We start from the raw sequence: 21,203 nt of genomic DNA on the forward strand, positions 1-21,203 counted from the left end.
TACAAAGCAGGCAGCGCAACAGACCAACCTGTAGGGGGTCAATTTTGGACGCCGATCCCCCGGCTTAGGGGGTCAATATTGCAGGCCGAATGACATTGTGGAGACCGGAACGGCACGGGGAGTGCCTGCTGACCGGGGAGCCTACTATTTTATTTTTGCCAGTTAATACCGCGCTTCAGCTTGTTGGTATTTCTGTTGGTATCGGCAGCAATAGGCGCTAAAAATGGCTTAAAATTCAAATGGTTATGGTGTTATACGGTTTCCGGCCAGGGGCACCCTGCCAGTTTCTGTCAGCATGATTCGGGGGCTTTCACTGCGGAATGGACTCCCGGGTTCGCCATTCGCGAAGCATGTCGAACCGGCGGCGCGGATAGCGGCTGTCGGTCATCTTGAGCGAACGAATCCGGTCGGTACGGAAGTGCCGGTAGTCGCGCCGCGTTTCACACCATGCTGCGACGACCCGGATACGTTCGAAAAATCCAAGCGCAATCGGCCAGATCGTGCGCTGGGTATTGTTTTCCTTTTCGTCGGTGTAGGTGATGCGCAACTTGTGCTCGGCCCGGATGGCTCTGCGAATCGTCGGCAATTCGGTATCGCCAGCGGCCGGGCGCTGCGGAGCCACGAGCAGGCTTGAGGTTTCCAGGCTTCTTTGGAGGTCGTCAGGCAATACCGCCGCTATCTTTGAAAGGGCATTCCGCGCCGCCTTGCCGAGCGGTTCATCGGGTTGCGCGGCGACCCAGCGGCCGCCCAGCACCAAAGCCTCGATCTCGTCTTCCGAAAACATCAGGGGTGGCAGCATGAAGCCGGGCCGCAGGATGTAGCCGACGCCAGGTTCGCCGTCGATGTGGGCCCCCTGCGCCTTCAACGTTTCGATGTCGCGATAGAGCGTGCGAAGCGAGATGGAGAGCTCATCGGCCAGCGAGGTTCCTGCGACCGGAATCCGGTGACGGCGCAAGATCTGGATCAGGTCGAGAAGACGTTGAGCGCGCGACATGCTGAATCCCCCTTTCGGGATACTAGCATGTCCTGCTGCCACTTTCTGGCAGCATCCGTCAACATGGGCCTCTCAGCGGCGAAACGGTTCGCCGAGCGTCGCGGGCGCCATCTGGCGGCCGACCAGTCCCCCGACCGCGAGAAGCGCGAGCAGATAAGGCAGCATGATCAAGAGCGCGTTCGGGACGTCAACGCCGAGCGCCGGCAACTGGAACTGCAACGCGGTGGCGGCGCCGAACAGCAAGCAGGCCAGCACCGTGCCGCCGACCCGCCATTTTCCGAAGATCACCGAGGCGATGGCGAGGTAGCCGGCGCCGCGGGTCATGCCCTCCGTAAAAGTGTGGATATCGCCGATCGAGAGGAAGGCGCCGGCCAGCGACGCCATGAAGCCCGCGAACAGCACGCAACCATAACGAATCCGGGTGACCGAAAGGCCTGATTTATCGACCGCCTTGGGTTCGGCGCCGGCCGCGTGGATCGCCAGGCCAATTGAAGTGTAGCGCAACACCAATGCGGTCAGCACGATCAGCGCGATGCCCAGATAAAGCAGCCAAACCTGTTCGAACACCGCGGGCCCCAGCACCGGGATATCGCCGAGCAACGGCGGCTTGATCTTGCCGAGGCCTGGAATTTCCGCGCGCGAGCGCGCCCCGAAGATCTCGCGATAGGCCAGCGTGGTGGCGCCGAGCACCAGGATGTTGATGCCGATGCCGGACACGATCTGGTTAGCGCGCAGCGTGTTGCTGAGCACGGCTTGCAGCAGCGCCACCGGCTGCACCGCGATGATGCCGATCAATAGCCCGATCAGCGGATCGCCGGTGGCCCAGGCCCCGACCGCGGAGGCGAACGCCGACGTCAGCATCATGCCCTCGATGCTCATGTTGAGCACGCCGGCGCGTTCGCTGACCATCTCGCCGATACCGGCCAACAACAACGGCGTCGCGAGCCGGATCGAGGAGCCCAGAAAGACCGCGAACAGCTCCCAGGTCATGTCGGCCTCCCGCTCATTTGCGTTCCCATCGCTCGATGAACAACGCGGCGCCCGCGAGCGTGATCACGATCAGCCCCTGGATCACCACGACCAGCGCGGTGGGCACTTCGGCGACCATTTCCATATTGATGCCGCCGGAGCGCATGAAGCCAAACAGCAGCGCCGCGGCGATCACACCCGTCACCGAACCGCGCGCCAGCAGGCCCGCGACCAGGCCGTCAAAACCATAGCCGGAGGAAAATCCGTCCTTCAGGGTATATTGCTCGCCGAGCAACATCAGCGCGCCGGCAAGACCGCCCAATCCGCCCGCGGCGGCGAGCGCGAAGATCACGGTGCGAGCATAGGAAATCCCGGCGCGGTTCGCCGCCACCGGATTCAATCCGACCGCGCGCAGCCGCAGGCCCAGGATGGTCTTCGACAGCACTACCGCGATCACCACGGCGATCACGATCGCAATCGGCAATCCGATGTGCAGAGGGAACGAATAATCGCCGGTCAATAGCGGAAGTTTTGTCTCTTCGGGGATTTCCAGCGATTCCGGCAAGGTCGCCGAACTGGTCATCGGCTTGCGCAGCAGCGCCGGCGACTGAACGCACCAATAGAGCAACCACACGCCGATGAATGACAACAACAGTGTACTGATCACCTCGTTGGTGCCGGCCTTGATCTTCATGATCGCGGCGATCGCGCCCCACAGCGCGCCGGCGACGACGCCCGCGAGCATCGGCAGGATGAAAGCCAGCCCCAGCGGCAACCCGCTGACATGGCCGTCGAGCGCGACCGCGGTCGCGGCGATGCCGCCGACCGCGATCTGGCCCTCACCGCCGACATTGGTCAAATTGGCGCGATTGGCCAGCACGAAGCCAAAACCGACCAGCGCGAAGGCGATGCTGCGATTGATCGACGCCGCGATCGAATAGGCCGACCCGACGGTGCCATCGATAAAGGCCGCAATGGCGTCACCCACGGGCACGCCGATCAAGGCGATCAGGCCGAGTCCGATCAGCGCGGCAAAGCCGACCGCTGCGATCGGAACCAGCAGCGCGGGACGCAACCTGAAGCGGGGCGCGGCAGCCTTGCCGGTCTGGTCGAGCGCGGTCATGCGTGTACGTTGCCTTGCACGTGTTCTTGCGCGTGTCCCGCCATCATCGCGCCGATATCCTCGCGGCGCGCCGGATCGGCGGCGCAGGCGCCCATGATGCGGCCACGATACAAGACGACGATGCGATCGGCGACGCTGAGCAATTCATCGAGTTCGGAGGACACCAGCAGGATCGCGACACCGCGCGCGGACGCGGCGCGGATGTGATCATAGACGGCAGCAACCGCGCCGACATCGAGGCCTCGGGTCGGTTGCGCCGCGACCAGGCAGGTCAGGTTGGGCAGCGTGATCTCGCGGGCGAGCACGGCTTTCTGCTGGTTGCCGCCGGACAGGCTGGAGAAGGTCGCAGCCGGCCCGCGCGCGCGCACGTCAAATCGCTGCATCATCGCGGCCGCCTCACGCTGCAGCGCGCTGCGCTTGAGGAAGCCGAAACGGGTGAACTCGTCGAGACGGTTGAGATAGATGTTCTCGGCGAGACTCATGCCGGTCACGCATCCCACCGCATGGCGATCTTCCGGAACGATGCCGATACCCGCGGCCGTGATGGCCTTGGGCGCAAGGCCGGTGAGTTCGGCCTCGCCGAGATGAATTCGTCCCTCGGTCGCCGCCATCATGCCCGACAACACCGCGGTCAATTCGCTCTGCCCGTTGCCCTCGACACCGGCGACACCGACGATTTCGCCGCGATCGACAGTGAGCGTAAAATTGTCGAGCCGGGTGACGCCCTGGCTGTCCCGCACCGTGAGCCCGTCGATCTGCAACGCTTCGGTTTTCACGATGGCCGACCGGTCGCGGCGAGCGCGCGGGACCGGGGCGAGACCCAGCACCGAGGCCGCCGAACTGTCGAGCGCCTCGACATTGCCCTGGATCATCGCCCGCACCAGCGCGTCGATATCGGCCGCCGGCGTTGCCGAGGTCGCGACCACCCTGCCGCCGCGCAACACGGTGACGCGATCGGCGATCTTCTTGATCTCGGCGAGCTTGTGGGTGACCAGCACGACCGCCCGTCCCGACGACGCCACGCGGCGGCAGACATCGAGCAGTGCTGCGATCTCATCCGGCAGCAACACCGCGGTGGGCTCGTCGAGCACAAACAACGACGGATCGCGAATCAGGCATTTGACGATTTCGACGCGCTGCCGTTCGCCGACCGAGAGGTCTTCGATCTTCGCATCGGGATCCAGCGGAAGACCGTAATCGACCGCGAGCTTTTCAAGCTGGGCGGCGCATTGCCTGCGGTTGAGAACGCCGCGCTCGCGCCCGAGCAGCACGTTGTCGACCACCGTCATGTCGGGCACCAGGCTGAAATGCTGATGCACCATGGCGATGCCGTGGCCGAGCGCGTCCGCCGGTCCCGACGGCTGAAACGGGACGCCGCGAAACCGCATCGCGCCGCCATCGGGCCGGTGCACGCCGAAGATCAGATTGCACAGCGTCGATTTACCGGCGCCGTTTTCGCCGAGGATGCAGTGGATTTCGCCCGGCCGCAGCTCGAGCGAGACGTCCGACAACGCGGCAAAGCTGCCGAACCGCTTGGTGATCGCTTCAAGCGACAACAACGGCTCGACGCTCGCCGTCTCGATGCCGGACGTCGTGCTCATGACCGAACTAGCCTTTCAGCACGGTGATCTTGCCGGACATGATGTCCTTCATGATCGCATCGAGCTTGGCTTTTTGCTCCGCGGTGCCGCCGCAGATCACCATGCCGGAGGCCTCCGGACCCATCTTGAGGCCGAACTCCTTGTAGCCGGCCTGCCAGGTTCCCTTGACCGCCTCGTCGATCGCGTACTGCACTTGATAGCCCGTGCCGGTGATCGAATACGCCACGTAAAGCGGATCGGTGCCGCAACGATCGGTGTAGCTGCCGATGATGTGGGTGCCCTTTTCCTTGGCGGCCTGTTCCATGCCGCGCAGGCCGAGATTCAGGATGTGATAGTGGATGTCGGCGCCCTGCGCGATCGCCGCAAGCGTTGCTTCCTTCGACTTGGCGACGTCGTCGAAATCGCCGGTGAAATTCGAGGTGTACTTGATGTTGGGGTTGATCGATTTCGCGCCATTGCCGAACTCCTTGCCGGCGTTGACGATCGAGGGAATTTCGAGACCGCCGACATAAGAGATCGCGCCGGTCTTGGATAGCATCGCTGCCGCCGCACCCGCGACATAGGCGATCTCCGCCTGCTTGACGTCGTAGCCGGCGACGTTGGCCGCGGACTCGCCTTCATTGCCGCCGACGATCGAGAAGTGCACTTTCGGAAAACGCTTGGCGATCTTGTAGACCGACGCCTGGGTCTGGCCGCCGACGCCGATCACCAGGTCGTTCTTGCTGGCGAGGTTGGTCAGCGCCTGATCCATGTCGGCGTAGTTGATGTTCTCGATCATCTGCACCTTGATCTTGTCGCCGTATTTCTTCTCCGAGGCCATCAGGCCGTCATAGGAGGATTCCATCCAGCCCTTGTCGGACTTCGACCCCGGGATCAGGATTCCGACCTTGAGCGCGTCGGCGGCGCGAGCGACCGGAGCGAACGTCACCGACAACGCAAACGCAGTTGTGAGCAACGCACCTCGCAGAACCAAACGGCGTGACAGCATGGAAGACCTCGCATTTTGACTGTTGAAATGAAAATTCGTCCGGCGAAAAATAATGAGCAAGCACCATGCCAAATACTTAAGTATTTGAAATAATTATATTAATTATCTGACCCGGCATGCCAAAACAAATAAATGCTTACTTTTTATCCAAACCGCGCGGCGCGTTGTCGGATTCCTGTGCAGAGTGCGGCTTTGGTGTTCGCGCCGACATTGAATCTTCTTGGAGATTTCCGTTGGCAGCGAATTTGCAAAAGCGTTTAGCAAAAGCAATTTACGAGAGCAGCGGATGTGACTGTGAAGGAGGCATCGATGAAGGCGACCGACAAACAGGACGTTCAGGCCGGCGGCCAGCTCGGCTTGGGGCGTCAGTTCGCGTGGTGGGCGAGCGAGGGTGAAGTGAACATGGCGATGGCAGCGCCTGCGCCGCTGCCTGTCACCATCGCCTGCGCGCCACAGAACGTGACCGTCGATCTCCTGCGCACCGCCATTATCGTGGTCGATATGCAGAATGATTTCTGCGCGCCCGGCGGATGGGTCGACCATCTCGGCGCCGACTACCGGCCGGACCGCAAGCCGATCGCACCGTTGCAGCTTCTGTTGCCCGCGCTACGTGATGCGGGCGTGCCGGTGATCTGGGTCAATTGGGGCAACCGCCCGGATTTGGCCAACATGCCGCCGAACCAGATTCATCTGTACAAGCCGGCCGGCACAGGGATCGGTCTTGGCGACCCGCTGCCCGGCAACGGCGCGCGCGTGCTCGAAAGAGATTCCTGGGCCGCCGCCGTGGTCGACGAGTTGAAGCAGGAGCCTTCCGATATCAAGATCGACAAATACCGCATCAGCGGCTTCTGGGACACGCCGCTGGACAGCATCCTGCGCAATCTCGGCGTACGTTCGATCCTGTTTGCCGGCGTCAACACCGATCAATGCGTGCTGCACTCGCTGACCGACGCCAATTTTCTCGGCTATGGCTGCATCCTGGTGGAAGACTGCTGCGCCACCACATCGCCGGATTTCTGCACCGAGGCCACGGTCTGGAACGTGAAGAAGTGTTTTGGATTTGTCACGGATTCAAGCGCGGTCATCACCGCGCTCGGCCAGCGCGCGGGGGCATGAGATGAGACCCGCCGAACCAACAGGCGCCGCTTCCATCGCGCCCGACTTTGATGCTTTCGTGCCGGGCCCGCGGCTGACCGTGGCGCCGACATCAGCCGGACCGCTGAACGGATTGACGTTCGCGGTCAAGGATCTGATCGATGTCGCGGGCACGCCGACCGGCGGCGGCAATCCGGACTGGCTGAAGACACACCAAGCCCCGGCGATGTCAGCGCCCGCCGTGACCGCGCTGCTGGCCGCGGGCGCCACGCTGCACGGAAAAACCATCACTGACGAACTGGCGTTCGGCCTCGAAGGCGTCAACGCGCATTACGGAACGCCGGTCAATCCGGCCTGTCCCGATCGAATTCCCGGGGGATCGTCGAGCGGCTCGGGTGTCGCGGTCGCCGCACGGCTGGTTGATTTCGCCCTGGGGACCGATACCGGCGGCTCGGTGCGCGTGCCCGCCAGTTTTCTCGGGATATTCGGCTTCCGGCCCAGCCATGGCGCGGTGCCGATCGACGGCGTGATTCCGTTCTCGCCGTCTTACGACACGGTCGGCTGGTTCGCCCGCGATATCGCGACACTGAAGCTTGCCGGCGATGCGCTGTTGCCGAAAGCCGATATTGTCCCGATCCGCAAACTTCGCATCGTGCGCGACGCCTTTGCGCTGGCCGATCCCGATGTGTCCGCGATGCTGCGCTCGCGTTGCGAGCGGCTTGGCATTGCCGACGAGGTCACGCTGTTTGACGGCGCGCCGGATGAATGGCTGGAGTGTTATCGTGTCGTGCAATGCGCCGGGATATGGCAAACGCTGGGGCCCTGGATCGACCAGGCGCGGCCGCGTATCGGCGAGGCGATCGCATCGCGCTTTGCCGAGGCCTCCTCGATCACGCCGGCCGAAATCGCCCGCTGGACCCCGGTCCGCGCCTCACTCGCCGAGCGCGTCCACGCGATGCTTGGCGACGGCATCGGCCTGGTGGTGCCGACGACGCCGCGTCCCGCGCTGCGAAAGGATGCAGCACAAGCGGAATTTTCCGATTTCTACCGGCGGGCACTGACGATCACCTCGATCGCGGGCCACACCGGGCTGCCGCAGATCAGCGTGCCCGTCGGCAATGTCGATGGCTGTCCCGTCGGCCTGTCGATTATCGGGGCGTGCGGCCATGACCGCGCCTTGCTCGAGGTCGAAAGCCCCTGGGCAAACCTCGCTTCTTCCAGAGAACACGCATGAGCTATCGCGACCCCACATCCGAAGCCGCGACCGGCAAGCGAACCGCCCCTCCGGCGCGGCGCCCTCGCCGCACCGCCGAACAGAGCCGCGAGCAGATCCTGCGCGCCGCCACCGCGGAATTCGCGGCGCATGGCCTGGCGGGCGCGCGGATCAGCCGTATCGTCAAGAAAGCCGGAAGCAATCCCCGGATGATTTACGAGCATTTCGGCAGCAAGACGGCGCTCTATGTCGCGACGCTGGAAACCACGCTGTCGAAACTGCGCACCGAGGAACTCACGCTCGACGTCGATCACCTCGATCCGCTGGAGGGCCTGCTCAAGCTGTTTGATTTCATGAACGGCCATTTCGAGCGGCACGGCGATCTCGTCAGCCTGCTGCGAACGGAAAACGGGACCAAAGCGCGCTACATGAAAAAATCGTCGCGCATCCACGAGATGTCGTCGCCGGTTCTTGCGATGACGGAGCGGCTGCTGTCGCGCGGCGTCGCCGAAGGCAAACTCGCCGCCGATATCGACCCGCTGCGGCTCTATGTCATGATTGCCGCGCTCAGCCAGTTTCACCTGACCAACGCCCATACGCTCTCAAGCATGTTCGCGCGCGATTTGTCCAATCCGGAATGGCGCGCGAAACGGCGCGCCGATGCGCGCCGCATGCTCGCGGCCTATCTGGTCAATCAGACCGCCGGATAAATGCGCGTCTCAGGTGCGGCCCTTGATCGCGCGCCACAGGAAAATAAGAATGCAGGCGCCGACGAAGCCGGCGATCAGATAGCCGATCCATCCGCCGAGGGCGATGCCGAAAAAGCCCAGCAGGAAATTAGCTACCGCGGCTCCGACGATGCCGAGCACGATGTTCAGGAATATGCCGGTACCGGTCTTCATGAACATCTCGGCAAGCCAGCCGGCAAGGCCGCCAACGATGATCGCTCCAATCCACCCGATTTCTGCGCCCATGGTTTCCGCTCCCCTTTTTTGTTCCCACAACCATAGATGTCGGAGGGCGCCGATTCAAGGTCGTAAAGACCTGGCTAGTAAAGGCTGGGTGGTAAAGGCCGGCCGGTTTCGGCCGTTCAGTAAAACCGGTGGAAATGATGGATCGGCCCGTGGCCGCGGCCGACATCGAGGCGATCGGCCGCGGCGATCGCGGCGCTGATCCAGGCCTTGGCGTGGCGCACGGCGGTTTCCAGCTCCTCGCCCTTGGCGAGGCCAGCTGCGATCGCCGAGGACAGCGAGCAACCGGTGCCGTGGGTGTTTTTGGTGGCCACCCGCGGCGCCCTGAGTGCGACGGTGCCGCCTCCGCCAAAGAGGTAATCGATGCTCTCGCTGCCCTGCCCGTGGCCGCCCTTGATCAGCACCGCGCGGCATCCCATAGCCAATAGCCGCGCGCCCTGGCTGGCGATCGCGGCCTCGCTGGTGGCGACCGCCTCCTCCAACAGCACTGCTGCTTCCGGCAGGTTCGGCGTCACCAGGCCGGCGCACGGAATGAGCTTGGTTCGCAATGTCGCCACCGCGTCCGCCACCAACAGATGATCGCCCGACGTCGCCACCATCACCGGATCGAGCACGATGTTTTTAGGCGACCAGCGCGTCAGGCCGGCGAGGATGGCCTCGATGGTCGCACGATCCGCCACCATCCCGATCTTGACCGCCGCGACGTCGAGATCGGAAAATACCGCATCGATCTGGGCGGTGACAAAATCGGCGGGCACCTGGTGGATGCCGCTGACGCCGGTGGTGTTCTGCGCGGTCAGCGCCGTGATCACGGAGGCGCCATAGACGCCGAGCGCCGAAAACGTCTTGAGGTCGGCCTGCACGCCGGCGCCGCCCGAGCAATCCGAACCGGCAATGGTGAGCGCGACCGGGATCGTCATGGCACTACCTCAGGCATTTCGGGGCGCTTTCCGGCTCATGCCTTGTCCTAACGCGGCGCGGTATTGGCAGCAAGTTCGCTTGCCATAAGGGAGCGAATTTGGCTCTATTGGCGCTAGAGCCTGTTCCGTTTCGATTGTATCGAAACGGGGCTCTAGATTTTTGATTTGACGCGTTTTCTTGACGCGAACCGGTATCCACGGAGCCTGTCATCGGGCGCGCATTCGCGCGACCCGTTGGCTTGAAAACGCTCTAACGCAACGCCCTTCGGAGACGACAGCGATGGTTCCCTTTTTCGTCCAGTTCAAATGCAAGCTCGGCCAGTCCTATGCCGTCGCCAACGCGCTCGCCGAGGCCGAGATCGCCTCGGAAATCTATTCCACCGCGGGCGATTACGACCTGCTGGTCAAATTCTATGTCGATAACGACACCGATATCGGCCACTTCGTCAACGAGAAGGTGCAGGTCATTGCCGGCATCCAGGACACCCACACCATCATCACCTTCAAGGCGTTCGGCACGGGCTAGGCCGCGGGCCGCCCGGCCCAAGAAGCGCTCAAGAACGGCTCAAGTAGCGCGTCGAGTCTTCTCGCTTATCCCTTGTCCGCCTTCTTCGGTTTCGGCGGCCCGTCGACCGGTGGCAGCGACTTGATGTAGGTCGCGATCGCATTGCGATCCGCTTCGCTCAATTGCGAGATGTTCCTGATCACGCTCACCATCGAACCGCCGGCGCTGTCGCCATCGGGCGTCTGTCCGCTCTCGAGAAAATAGGCGATGTCCTTTTCATTCCAGTCGGAAATCCCCTTTTGCGTGATGTTGGGCACAAAGCCTTTGCCGTCCGGATCGGGGCCGCCGGCAAAGCGTTGCGCGGCGACGATGCCGCCGAGGGAATTGCGCGGGCTGTGGCACTCGGCGCAATGGCCGAGACTATTCACCAGATAGGCGCCGCGATTCCACTGCGCCGGGCGCGCGGTATCCGGCATGAACGGCCCAGCGTCCATGAACAGCCATTTCCATATCCCGATATTGCGGCGAATGTTGAACGGAAACGGCACGTCGTGGTCGCGCACCTTGCCCGGCACCGGCGCCAGCGTTTTCAGATAGGCAAACAGATCCCTGATGTCGCTGATCCGGGCATGCGCGTAAGTCGTATAGGGAAACGCCGGAAAATAATGCGTGCCCGAGGGCGAAACCCCTTTTGTCACGGCGGTGACGAATTGCGCCTCGGTCCAGCGCCCGATGCCGTCGGCTGGATCGGGCGAGATGTTGGGAACGTAGAATGTGCCGAACGGCGAGACCAGCGCGAGACCGCCGCCGAGCTTCAGGCGATCGGGCTGGCCGGGCACGGCGTGGCAGGAGGAACATCCGCCGGCATTGAATGTTGTCTGTCCGTTGGCAAGATCCGGCGTATAGGCAGCCTCGGTGACGACCACGACCGCCGACGGGGTTGCGGTGAGCCAGCCAAAGACGCCAAACGCCGCGACGCCGGCCAACACGACAGCAAGGACAATTCGTCGCGACATTCGGAAAATCCTCGGCTAGGCGTCACCATTTGGCGGCTAGTATGGCCGTATCTTCAGCCCTAGACTGCCGGAAAATTCTGGGCGTAGGGCCCGCGGCGGCGGGAATAAAGCCGAAAAGCGTTTGTTTTGAGAAGAGCCGTCGTTTTGAAATAAAGCCGTTGTTTTGAAATAAAGCTTTGGTGTTGAACAGATAACATCGCTTCGAGATCGCACCGTCACAGGTGACGTCAACAGGGAGAGAACCATGCTGAAGACCAAGACCCTACTTGCCACGCTTGCGCTGGGCATCGCCTTCGCCGGCCCGGCCTTCGCCGAGAAGTTGAAGGCAACCCTCGACGGCAAGTCGGAAACCCCGCCCAATGCCAGCGCCGGTACCGGCACCGCCGACATCGATTACGACGCCGCCAGCAAGAAGCTGACCTGGAAGCTGACCTATTCGGGACTTAGCGGCCCCGCCACGGCGGCCCATTTCCACGGTCCCGCCGAAGTCGGCAAGAACGCCGGCGTCGCGGTCGCTATTCCGAACGCCACCACGAGCCCGAACGAAGGCAGCGCCACGCTGACCGATGCCCAGGCCGCCGATCTCCTGGCCGGCAAGTACTACGTCAACGTCCACACCGCGGCCAATCCGGGCGGCGAAATCCGTGGCCAGGTGACCAAGTAGTTTAATACGCAGGCATCGGAAAGGGGCGGACGCGTCAAGCGCCCGCCCCTTTTTGCTAGCTTGAAGATTTACTCGATCCATCCGCGAAGCTTGAACCAGAGCAGCGGCAACAATCCACTGGCAATGATCGCGATCCACGCCAGCGCGTAACCCCATTCCCAATTCAGCTCCGGCATATTTTTAAAATTCATTCCCCAGATGCCCGCCAGCAGCGTCGGGGGAATGCCGACCACGGAGACGATGGTGAGGATCTTGAACAGGTCGTTCTGCTCGATGTTGATGAAGCCGAGCACCGCATCCAGCAGAAGCTGGATCTTGTCGGACAGCCGCGACTCGTAATCGCTCAACGACACGACATCCTTCGACACCGCTTCAAGGCGTATCCGCGAAGACGCGGTAATCCATTCGCGGCCGACATCGTCGGCATAGGAGGCAACGCGACCGGCGCCCAGCAGCACGTCGCGCGCCTTGGCGAGCCGGTCCGCCAAAACGCCGACATTGGCCAGCGCTTCCCGGAGTTTCCTGGTCGAGCGAACCGGCCCTTTGCTCTGCTTCAGCCCTCCCTTGAACACGGACCTGGCCAGCTCATCCGCCGTTGCCCCCAAATGTTCAAGAACGTCCGCGCCGCGGTCGACGACCGCCTCAAGCAGGCTCGTGAAGACGCACATGCCGTTCTTCAGGCTGTCGTCGCCATCGATCCGCGCGGCCACGCTGTCGAAGGCCGGCGACGTGAAAAAGCGCACCGTGACCAGCACAGTCGCGGTGATGACGAACCCGACCGGCGTCAGATGGGCTTCGCCCGAGGCATCGAGCGTGACCACCGGCGAGCTCAGATAAAGCACGTGGTGATCGAGCCTGAGCCGGCTCGAAGCCTCGATTTCGCTCAGTGCGGCTTCCGTCGGCACCCGGATCTTGACGCCGGCTTCGACGAAACGCACCTCGTCTGGCGTCGGGTTCAAAAGATCGATCCAGATGATTTCGGGCGGGAGCTCCGTCCCGGCGGTCGTCCAATCGCCGCCCTGGCTCCGGTACATTTTCAGCACGGCAATGCGCCCTTTTCCGACGGTCCATCATATCGTCATGCCCGGGCATGACGAACTCTTTGGGCTGCAACGTAGCCCTGCCGCTTACGCCGACGCCGGCCGATGCGCTTTCAGGAAGGAATGGATCTGTCGCACCGCGAGCGGAATCCGTTCCTTGGGCTCCTTCCACGGGAACATGCTGACTTCGGCCTTCGGCGCCAGCATCGCGGCTTCCATGGCCACCGCGTAGGGATGGGCCGGGACGTCGTCGGGTAGGATCAGCACCGGCGTGGGGCAATGGCGCACGAAATCACGGCTCACGGTGAAGACGAAGTCAGGGTCGGTGCGGTACATCCGGGTCAGGAATTTATCGACCGTCTCCATCGTGAGGTCGGACCGGCGTTTGACCAATTCCGGACCCCAGTTCTTCATATTGCCGTCATAGAAAAAGTCGCGCGCCTCCGGGCGCGATCCGCTGGGCTGTGCCAGCACCGCCGCGACGATGCGATCGGGCGCCCGCTTCAGCAGGTTCCAGATGAAGGGGCCGCCGATGCAGAAGCCCAGCACCATGAACTTGTCGATGCCCAAATGGTCCATCAGGCCGAGATGGTCGTCGGTGTGGGAATCCCAGGAGCGGTCGATCTCGAGCGGGCCGCTGGACTGGCCGCCATTGGCGTTGCGCAGGTCGGCTGCGATGCAACGGTACTCGCCCTTGAACTCCACCATGGGGTTGAAGGGCGACAGCGGGCCGGACAGGCCCGCGATCGTCGAGTTCAATCCGCCGCCGGCGATCACCAGCAATGGGAAGCCGGAGCCGGCCTCCTCGAAGTGGACGTGAACGTCGCCCTTTTGATACATCCCCATCGCAGCTTCCCCTTGTCCGCCGCGCTGGGCGAACACCCGCGGCGCGGCGGTCATCACGGTCGCCACGGCGCCTGTTGTCAGCATGGTGCGCCTGATCGAGTCAATCATCGACGCCCCTTTGGTCTACGATGATAGCCGGCCTGCGGTAAGCTAGCTGTTCTTCTGACGATAGGTTTCGTGGCAGCCGCCACATTGCTTGCCGATCAACGGAAGCGCCACCTTCAGCGAATCGAGATCCTTGACCGAGGCTTTGGCCTCGCTCACGACCTTGCCGAAGCTGGTGGCATGCTCGGCGAAGCCGGCCTTGTCGTCCCAGACTTTTGCCGTGGAGCTGTAATCGCCGTCCGCTTTGAGACCCTTGATGCTGTCGGGAAACAAGGTCGGCAGCTTCTTGGCGGTATCCTCGAATTGCGCGAGCGCGGCATCGACGGTCGCCTGATCATAGGGCTTCTCGCCCTTGACCATCGCCCCCAGCGCGCCGGCGTTCTTGCCGTTGCCCTTCATCTGGGTCTGCGCCACCTTGACCAGGTCCTGCTGCGCGACCACCGCGCCGACACCCAGCAACAACGTTCCGACAACCACGACAGTCCGCATCATCATTCCGGTCCCCTTGTTTTCCTGGTCGCGCGATCGCCCGACCAGCCACGACGTATTTATAGTCATTCTAACACCGCTGTCAGGGCTTCATTCCAGATATTCGATCTGATCCGGGAGCATGATGGATACGTCCGATCGGCAACCTCTCCCCGGCAGGGAGAGGTCGCCGATCGGATGAACCGATTCAATCAATCCGCTCTAAAGGCTATGCCGGCGCTGCTGTTCGCGGATCGCGATCCAGACCCGCTCCGCGGTCGCGGGCATGTCGATGTGATCGATTTTGTACTCGCGCCACAGCCCCTCGATGATGGCATTGACGATGGCTGGGCAGGAACCGATCGCGCCGGCCTCGCCCGCGCCCTTGACACCGAGCGGATTGGTCTTGCAGGGCACGTTGTGGGTCTCGAACACGAATAACGGGCCGTCGGCCGCGCGCGGCAGCGCGTAATCCATGAAAGTGCCGGTGACGAGCTGACCGTCCTTCGGATCGTAGACCGCCTGCTCCATCAGCGCCTGGCCGATGCCCTGCATGGCGCCGCCATGAACCTGGCCGGCCAGCAGCAACGGGTTCAAGGTCACCCCGAAATCGTCGACGATGACATAGTTGACGATTTTGATGATTCCGGTCGCAGGATCGATCTCGACCTCGGCGACATGGGTGCCGTTGGGGAAGGTGCCGTCGGCGCTGGCAAAAGTTGCGCTTGCATTCAGCTTCGATGAATCGGCGCCCGGCCGTTTGGCCAGGTCCGCAAAGCTGACCGCACGATCGGTGCCGGCGATCCGCACCATTCCCTCTGAGATCTCGAGGTCGCCGGCGCTGGTTTCCAGCGCTTCGGCGGCGATCTCGCGCAAATTGGCCCCGAGCGTGCGGGTGGCGCGCTCGACGCTGACGCCGCCGGAGGGAATCGACGCCGACCCGCCGGTGCCAAGGCCGGTGGCGATCATGTCGGTATCGCCCTGGAAGATGTGAACGCGCTCGGGCAAAAGGCCGAACTGCTCGGCGACAATCTGCGCGTAAGCGGTCTGATGGCCCTGCCCGCTCGACTGCGTGCCGATCAGGACCGTCACATCGCCATTGGGATCGAGCCGGACGTTGGCGGTCTCCTCGCCCATCGTGCCGCAGACCTCGACATAGGTCGCAAGCCCGATACCGCGCACCAGGCCCAGCTTCTTGGCGGCCTTGGCGCGCTTGGGAAATTCCTTCCAGTCCGCGATCTCCATCGCCCGCTTCATATGCGCGGTGAAGTCGCCGGAATCGTAGACCTTGCCGGTCGCCGTCGTATACGGCATCGCCTTCGGCGTGATGAAATTCTTGCGCCGGATCGCATCCGGCGTCATCTCGAGTTTGCGCGCGGCGGCATCGACCAGACGCTCGACCACATAGGCCGCTTCAGGACGGCCGGCGCCGCGATAGGCATCGACCGGCACGGTGTTGGTGAAGACGGTGCGGACGCGGCAGTGAAATATCTGGATGTCGTAGAGGCCGGGCAACATGCCGGCGCCGCCATGCGGAATATAGGGACCGAAGGTCGACAGATAAGCGCCCATGTCGCCCATCAGGTCGACATCCATCGCCAGGAATTTGCCGTCCTCGGCCAGCGCCATCCGCGCCGTCGTGACATTGTCGCGGCCTTGCGCGTCGCCCATGAAGTGGTCGGCGCGATCGGCGGTCCACTTCACCGTCCGGCGCAATTTTTTTGCGGCGACCGCGATCAGGGCATATTCGCGGTATGGAAACAGTTTGGTACCAAAACCGCCGCCGACATCCGGGCAGATCACCCGCATCTTCTCGACCGGTATCTTCAGCACGTTCTGGCACAGGATATCGCGCAGCCGATGGCTGCCCTGGCTGCCGATGGTCAGGGTCAGATGATCGCGCCTGGCGTCGTATTCGGCGACCGCCGCGCGCGTCTCCATGAAGTTGGTGACGATGCGCGGATTGACGATCGAGACTTCGGCGACCGCATATGCCCCAGCGAACACGGCGTCGGTCGCCTTCTTGTCGCCGATCGGCACGTCGAACAGCACATTGCCGGCATGATCGGGCCACACCTGCGGCGCGCCCTTCTTCACGGCGTTGACGGCGCCGACCACCGCGGGCAGCGGCGCCCAATTGACGTCAATGGCCTCGATCGCATCGCGGGCCTGATCGATGGTTTCGGCGACCACGAACGCAACCGCGTCGCCGACATGGCGCACTTCACCCTTTGCGAGGATCGGATAGGCCGGACCGGTGAACGGGTTGTCTTCGAGATTGAACAGGCACGGCAAACCGCCGAGATCGGCGACATCCTCCGCCGTGAGGATCGCGCCGACACCTGGCAGGCCGCGCGCCTTCGCCGCATCGATGGTGAATTTCGCATGCGCGTGCGGCGAGCGCAGCACCAGCGCGTGCAGTGCCGCGGACGGCGCATGGTCATCGGTATAGCTGCCCTTGCCGCGGATCAGCTTGTCGTCTTCCTTGCGCCGCACACTTTGACCGACGCCAAATTTAACGGGAGCAGCCATTCATATCTCCAATTGCAATCGCTGTTTTGCTGCATATTGCAGCGGATCGAAGGGGAGCGCAAAGGGTTTAGCCGCGCATACGATCACCGGAACACCTCGTCGGTCAAAGAAGCCGTCATCCCCGGGATGACGGTTCCTATTGTCCAACGCTGACAATTTAGCTGCGCACCAGTGACCTCAGCCAGCCGGTACCGAACAGCAACAGAATGGAGCCGGCGTAGACGATCGCGCCGACCGCGATCAGCACCAACAAGGTGGTCTCGTCGCGAAACGCGGGCAATTGCGCGAGGTAGGCGCTTGCGAGTTTCGCAGCTGCCCAAAGTGCCGCCGCCAGCACGGCGCCGGATGCGGCGAACTTCGCCAGCGATTTTATCAGCGCGCGATCGAGATCGAGGTAGCCGGCCCGCACCGCGAAGCCGAGCACCAGCAAGAGATTGATCCAGGCGCCGACCGCGGTCGCCAGCGCCAGGCCGACCTGCGCCAGCGATGCCATCAGCAGGACCTTCAGGGCCAGATTGGCGGCGAGGCCGGTGAGCGACGCCTTCACCGGGGTCGCGGTATCCTTGCGGGCGTAGAAGGCCGAGACCGCGCTGCGGATCATCACGAACGGAATGAGGCCGACCGCATAGGCGGCGAGCGTGGCGCCGGCGGCCGCGGCATCGGCCTTGGTGAAGGCACCGCGCAGGAACACCGCGCGCATGATGATTTCAGGCACGGTGATGAAGGCGGCGACGAACGGCACCGAGGCCAACAGCGTGAATTCAAAGGCCCGGCGCTGCGCCGCCGCGGCTCCGGCGTCATCGCCGGCCGTGATCCGCCGCGACATTTCCGGCAGCAACACCGTACCGATCGCAATGCCGATGACGCCGATCGGCAACTGATAGAGCCGATCGGCGTAATACAGCGCCGACAAGGCGCCCGCCGGCAGAAAGGTCGCGATGATGGTGTCGGCAAAGATCGCGACCTGGGTTCCCATCGACCCCAAGGTCGCCGGGCCGATCGCGCGAAAGAAGGCGCGGACGTCTTCGTCGAGCCCAAGCTGTGCAAAGCGCGGCAGGCCGCCATGACGGCCGAGATCGCCAGCCAGCAGGAAATACTGCAGGAAACCCGAAATCAGCACGCCCCAGGCCGCGGCATGGCCGACGCTCGGAAAAAACGCCGCAAGCGCCAGGGTCGCCATCATCGAGATGTTGAGAAAGATCGATGCCGCCGCGGCGCTGGCATAGCGATGCATCACATTGAGCATGCCGCCGTAGAGCGTCACCAGGGTGATCAGCAACAGATAGGGAAACGTGATGCGGGTCAGCTCGATCGCAAGGCGGCGCTGTTCGGAATCATCGGCAAAACCGGGCGCCAGAATGCCGATGACCTGCGGCATGAACAGCCACGCCGCCACCAGGAGAACCACTTGCGACAGGAACAGCAGCGTGAAGATGTGGCTTGCGAACAATCGCGCCGAGCCCTCGCCGCCCTTGCCCTGGACATGGGCATAGGCAGGAATGAAGGCAGTGTTGAAGGCGCCTTCGGCAAAGATCGCGCGAAAATTGTTCGGCAGCCGCCACGCCACGTAAAACGCGTCCGCAACCGGCCCGGCGCCGAGAAACGCCGCGAGCATGATATCGCGCGCGAGGCCCGTCAGCCGCGAAAGGAGCGTATAGCCGCCGACGGTGAAGATACGACCGAGCATGCGCCGCTTCTAGAGCCTTTTCCGTTCCGATGGAATCGGAACGGGGCTCTAGCCTTTTGTTTTGACGCGTTTTCTTCACGCGAACCGGTGCCCACGGAGCCTGTCATCGGGCGCGCGTTCGCGCGACCCGTTGGCTCGAAAACGCTCTAGCGCATACGGCGGCGCTTCAAAACGGCGAAATCAGGACGAAAGCGCGCCACGCACAGCCCTGATGATCCGCTCCTGCGTCGGCTCGTCGAGATAGGCATGCATCGGCAAGCTGATGACATCGTCGGAGAGCTGCTCGCTGACCGGCAAGCCGCCCTCGGCGACCGGATAATCCCGGTAGGCGGTCTGCTGATGCATCGACTTCACGTAATAGATCGCGGTCGGAATGCCCTGGGCCTTCAGCGCGGCGGCAAAACCGTCGCGGTTCACGCCCTCGGGCAGCCGGATGGTGTATTGCGCCCAGACCGAGCTGCAGCCGGCCGCCAGATGCGGCACGGTCACGACATTGCCGAGGCCGCGCGCATAGCGCTCGGCGACCTCGTTGCGCGCGGCGATTTCGTCGTCGAAGATCTTCAGCTTCTCAAGCAGGATCGCGGCCTGCATGGTGTCGAGGCGGCCGGTCAGACCCAGCCGGACATTGTCGTATTTGTCCGAACCCTGGCCATGGACACGGATGCTGCGCAAGGTCTCAGCTAGGTCGGAATCGTCGGTGAAGATCGCGCCGCCATCGCCGAAACAACCCAGCGGCTTTGCCGGGAAAAAGCTGGTCGCGGTGGCATGGCCCAGAGTGCCAAGCCGGCGGCCTTTGTAGCGGGCGCCAAAGCCTTGCGCGGCGTCATCGAGCACGAACAGGCCTTCGGCTTCGGCGACCGCGGCAATGGCGTCGTGATCGGCGCTCTGCCCGAACAGATCGACCGGAATCACCGCCCGGGGCTTGAGGCCCTGTTTCTTGGCCGCCACGATGCCTTTTTTCAGCGAGGCGGCGTCGATGTTGAAGGTCGCTTCGTCGACATCGACGAATACCGGTGTTGCGCCGGTCAGCGCCACCGCTTCGCCGGTCGCGCAAAAGGTGAAAGAGGGGCAAATCACCGCATCGCCGCGGCCGATGTTCTTTGCCATCAGCACCATCAACAGCGCGTCGGTGCCGCTGGCGCAGCTTACGACATGTTTGGCGCCCGAGAACTCGGCGAGCCGCGCCTCGAGCTCGGTGACTTCCGGACCGTTGATGAACAGGCAATGGGTCAGCACGCGGGCGACCGCTTCGTCGATCGACTTGCCAAGCCGGCGGCGCTGCGCGCCGATGTCGATAAAGGGCACGGGATTCGGGGGGATGTGCTGGTTCATGAAGCCTTCTTCGACAACAAGTTGAGAGCGGATCAGCCGACGGCGCGGCGCGGGCCCTTGAGGGACGAAGCGGCGGCGGCGGGCCGTGCCGGGGTTTCCAGGCAACGGATCGCTATTTGGAGGCTGGCGACGCCTTCATCGCCAGTCACCGCGGGCACGCCATTGGTGCGCACCGCATGGAGGAACGCGATCAACTCGGCGCGCAGCGGCTCATCATGGCCGACCGGCAGATGGCGCATCGAATAACTGCCGTCCGGCTTGAAGCCGAAGCACTCGGTGACCTGGCGGGTCAACAGATCGCCCATCACATATTTGCCGCGGGTCGCGACCGTGACGTTGCGCGCCTTGAACGGCGTCAGCCAGTTGGTGTTGATATGCGCGAGCACCCCGGAGGCAGTGCGGAACTGCAACAGCGCGATATCCTCGCGTTCGGCCACCGCGCTCGAGAGTTGCGGCTGCACCTCGACGATATCGGACTCGGTGAACCAGCGGATCAGATCGATGTCGTGCACGGCGAGGTCGATGACCACGCCGACATTCGACATCCGCGGCGGGAACGGACCGACCCGGGTGATGGCGATCGAAAGGATGTCCTCGCCCGATATCGCCTGCTTGATGGCGGCGACGGCGGGATTGAAGCGCTCGACATGGCCCACCATCAGCGTCACGCCGGCTTCGCGGGCCCTGGTGACGATCTCCTGGCCTTCCTCGACCGAGGAGGCGATCGGCTTTTCGACCAGCACATGAATCTTGCGCGCGATGGCGGCGAGCGAAAGCTCGTGATGCAGATGCGTCGGTGCCGCGATGGTCACGGCATCGACGCCCTCGGCGACCAGTTCGTCAAAACTCTCGAAGGTGCGGCAGCCGGTCAGTTCGGCGGCCCGGGTCCGATGCGCCGGCAACGGATCGACGATCCCGACCAATGTCGTATCCGGCAGGCCGGCCAGCACGCGGGCATGGTTGCTGCCCATCACGCCGGCGCCGATGACCCCGATGCGCAGCGATTGCTTCGCGTCGCTCTTTCCGCCCGATGCGGACCCTTTGGAACTCATCCCGTCAAACCCCAATGATAGCCATATAATAGCTTCGTCTTGAACGCCCCGGTGGTTCTCCTAGCATGCCGCCACAAATGTG

The 21,203-nt window shown here is 63.2% G+C and carries 20 protein-coding genes; 5 read left to right on the forward strand and 15 right to left on the reverse strand.

From position 1 onward, the window contains the following. Positions 1-310: 310 nt before the first annotated feature. The 5 genes from GSQ88_RS27820 to GSQ88_RS27840 all read right to left on the reverse strand — a co-directional run bounded on the left by GSQ88_RS27820 (position 311) and on the right by GSQ88_RS27840 (position 5,675). Positions 311-994, reverse strand: a complete 684-nt coding sequence (locus tag GSQ88_RS27820; protein WP_159011002.1) for a helix-turn-helix transcriptional regulator — start codon at positions 992-994, stop codon at positions 311-313. Between the two features lie 72 nt (positions 995-1,066). Next, on the reverse strand, positions 1,067-1,984 hold the full coding sequence (locus GSQ88_RS27825; protein WP_159011003.1) for an ABC transporter permease: 918 nt from the start codon (positions 1,982-1,984) through the stop codon (positions 1,067-1,069). 13 nt (positions 1,985-1,997) lie between these two features. Beyond that, complete coding sequence (locus tag GSQ88_RS27830) at positions 1,998-3,086, reverse strand: ABC transporter permease (protein WP_159011004.1); 1,089 nt, start codon at positions 3,084-3,086, stop codon at positions 1,998-2,000. Beyond that, positions 3,083-4,687: an ABC transporter ATP-binding protein gene (locus tag GSQ88_RS27835; protein ID WP_159011005.1), complete on the reverse strand. Its 1,605-nt coding sequence runs from the start codon at positions 4,685-4,687 to the stop codon at positions 3,083-3,085. Before GSQ88_RS27835 ends, GSQ88_RS27830 begins: the two co-directional genes overlap by 4 nt. Before the next feature lie 7 nt (positions 4,688-4,694). Continuing rightward, entirely contained in the window at positions 4,695-5,675 is a 981-nt protein-coding gene (locus GSQ88_RS27840) for a BMP family protein (RefSeq protein ID WP_159011006.1), read from the reverse strand. 309 nt (positions 5,676-5,984) lie between these two features. Between GSQ88_RS27840 and GSQ88_RS27845 the strand changes: the two genes are divergently transcribed. Genes GSQ88_RS27845 through GSQ88_RS27855 form a run of 3 tightly spaced genes read left to right on the forward strand, consistent with a single transcriptional unit; the run spans position 5,985 to position 8,693 of the window. Then, a complete protein-coding gene (locus GSQ88_RS27845; RefSeq protein ID WP_159011007.1) occupies positions 5,985-6,791 on the forward strand; it encodes a cysteine hydrolase family protein in 807 nt (268 codons plus the stop codon). A gap of 1 nt (position 6,792) precedes the next feature. Further along, on the forward strand, positions 6,793-8,004 hold the full coding sequence (locus GSQ88_RS27850; RefSeq protein WP_159011008.1) for an amidase: 1,212 nt from the start codon (positions 6,793-6,795) through the stop codon (positions 8,002-8,004). Further along, positions 8,001-8,693: a TetR/AcrR family transcriptional regulator gene (locus tag GSQ88_RS27855; protein WP_159011009.1), complete on the forward strand. Its 693-nt coding sequence runs from the start codon at positions 8,001-8,003 to the stop codon at positions 8,691-8,693. Before GSQ88_RS27850 ends, GSQ88_RS27855 begins: the two co-directional genes overlap by 4 nt. 9 nt (positions 8,694-8,702) lie before the next feature. On the opposite strand, the gene GSQ88_RS27860 is transcribed toward GSQ88_RS27855, so the two are convergent. Both GSQ88_RS27860 and thiD read right to left on the reverse strand, forming a co-directional pair. Continuing rightward, positions 8,703-8,957 (reverse strand): GlsB/YeaQ/YmgE family stress response membrane protein, encoded by a 255-nt coding sequence (locus GSQ88_RS27860; protein ID WP_159011010.1) that lies wholly within the window; start codon positions 8,955-8,957, stop codon positions 8,703-8,705. A 116-nt stretch (positions 8,958-9,073) separates the two neighbouring features. Beyond that, positions 9,074-9,874 carry a bifunctional hydroxymethylpyrimidine kinase/phosphomethylpyrimidine kinase gene (thiD, locus tag GSQ88_RS27865; RefSeq protein ID WP_159011011.1) on the reverse strand — a complete coding sequence of 267 codons (801 nt, stop codon included), beginning with the start codon at positions 9,872-9,874 and terminating at the stop codon, positions 9,074-9,076. A gap of 280 nt (positions 9,875-10,154) precedes the next feature. Between thiD and GSQ88_RS27875 the strand changes: the two genes are divergently transcribed. After that, on the forward strand, positions 10,155-10,400 hold the full coding sequence (locus tag GSQ88_RS27875) for an Lrp/AsnC ligand binding domain-containing protein (protein ID WP_159011012.1): 246 nt from the start codon (positions 10,155-10,157) through the stop codon (positions 10,398-10,400). Between the two features lie 65 nt (positions 10,401-10,465). Here GSQ88_RS27875 and GSQ88_RS27880 read toward each other — a convergent pair whose 3' ends face one another. Further along, on the reverse strand, positions 10,466-11,395 hold the full coding sequence (locus GSQ88_RS27880; protein WP_159011013.1) for a c-type cytochrome: 930 nt from the start codon (positions 11,393-11,395) through the stop codon (positions 10,466-10,468). Between the two features lie 244 nt (positions 11,396-11,639). Between GSQ88_RS27880 and GSQ88_RS27885 the strand changes: the two genes are divergently transcribed. After that, complete coding sequence (locus GSQ88_RS27885) at positions 11,640-12,059, forward strand: CHRD domain-containing protein (protein WP_159011014.1); 420 nt, start codon at positions 11,640-11,642, stop codon at positions 12,057-12,059. Between the two features lie 68 nt (positions 12,060-12,127). Here GSQ88_RS27885 and GSQ88_RS27890 read toward each other — a convergent pair whose 3' ends face one another. The 7 genes from GSQ88_RS27890 to GSQ88_RS27925 form a co-directional block, all read right to left on the reverse strand. Beyond that, complete coding sequence (locus GSQ88_RS27890) at positions 12,128-13,102, reverse strand: magnesium transporter CorA family protein (protein WP_159011015.1); 975 nt, start codon at positions 13,100-13,102, stop codon at positions 12,128-12,130. A gap of 84 nt (positions 13,103-13,186) precedes the next feature. After that, positions 13,187-14,053: an alpha/beta fold hydrolase gene (locus tag GSQ88_RS27895; protein ID WP_159011016.1), complete on the reverse strand. Its 867-nt coding sequence runs from the start codon at positions 14,051-14,053 to the stop codon at positions 13,187-13,189. Between the two features lie 42 nt (positions 14,054-14,095). Next, a complete protein-coding gene (locus GSQ88_RS27900) occupies positions 14,096-14,542 on the reverse strand; it encodes a c-type cytochrome (protein ID WP_159011102.1) in 447 nt (148 codons plus the stop codon). A 198-nt stretch (positions 14,543-14,740) separates the two neighbouring features. Next, on the reverse strand, positions 14,741-17,050 hold the full coding sequence (locus GSQ88_RS27905) for a xanthine dehydrogenase family protein molybdopterin-binding subunit (RefSeq protein ID WP_159011017.1): 2,310 nt from the start codon (positions 17,048-17,050) through the stop codon (positions 14,741-14,743). A 157-nt stretch (positions 17,051-17,207) separates the two neighbouring features. Beyond that, a complete protein-coding gene (gene murJ, locus GSQ88_RS27910) occupies positions 17,208-18,737 on the reverse strand; it encodes a murein biosynthesis integral membrane protein MurJ (protein WP_159011018.1) in 1,530 nt (509 codons plus the stop codon). A gap of 180 nt (positions 18,738-18,917) precedes the next feature. Continuing rightward, on the reverse strand, positions 18,918-20,069 hold the full coding sequence (locus GSQ88_RS27920; RefSeq protein ID WP_159011020.1) for a DegT/DnrJ/EryC1/StrS family aminotransferase: 1,152 nt from the start codon (positions 20,067-20,069) through the stop codon (positions 18,918-18,920). A 32-nt stretch (positions 20,070-20,101) separates the two neighbouring features. Then, positions 20,102-21,121 carry a Gfo/Idh/MocA family protein gene (locus tag GSQ88_RS27925; protein WP_159011021.1) on the reverse strand — a complete coding sequence of 340 codons (1,020 nt, stop codon included), beginning with the start codon at positions 21,119-21,121 and terminating at the stop codon, positions 20,102-20,104. Between the last annotated feature and the right edge of the window lie 82 nt (positions 21,122-21,203).

Origin of the sequence: Bradyrhizobium sp. S69 (assembly GCF_009766005.1) — a bacterium.
In the GTDB taxonomy this organism is placed as follows: domain Bacteria; phylum Pseudomonadota; class Alphaproteobacteria; order Rhizobiales; family Xanthobacteraceae; genus Bradyrhizobium.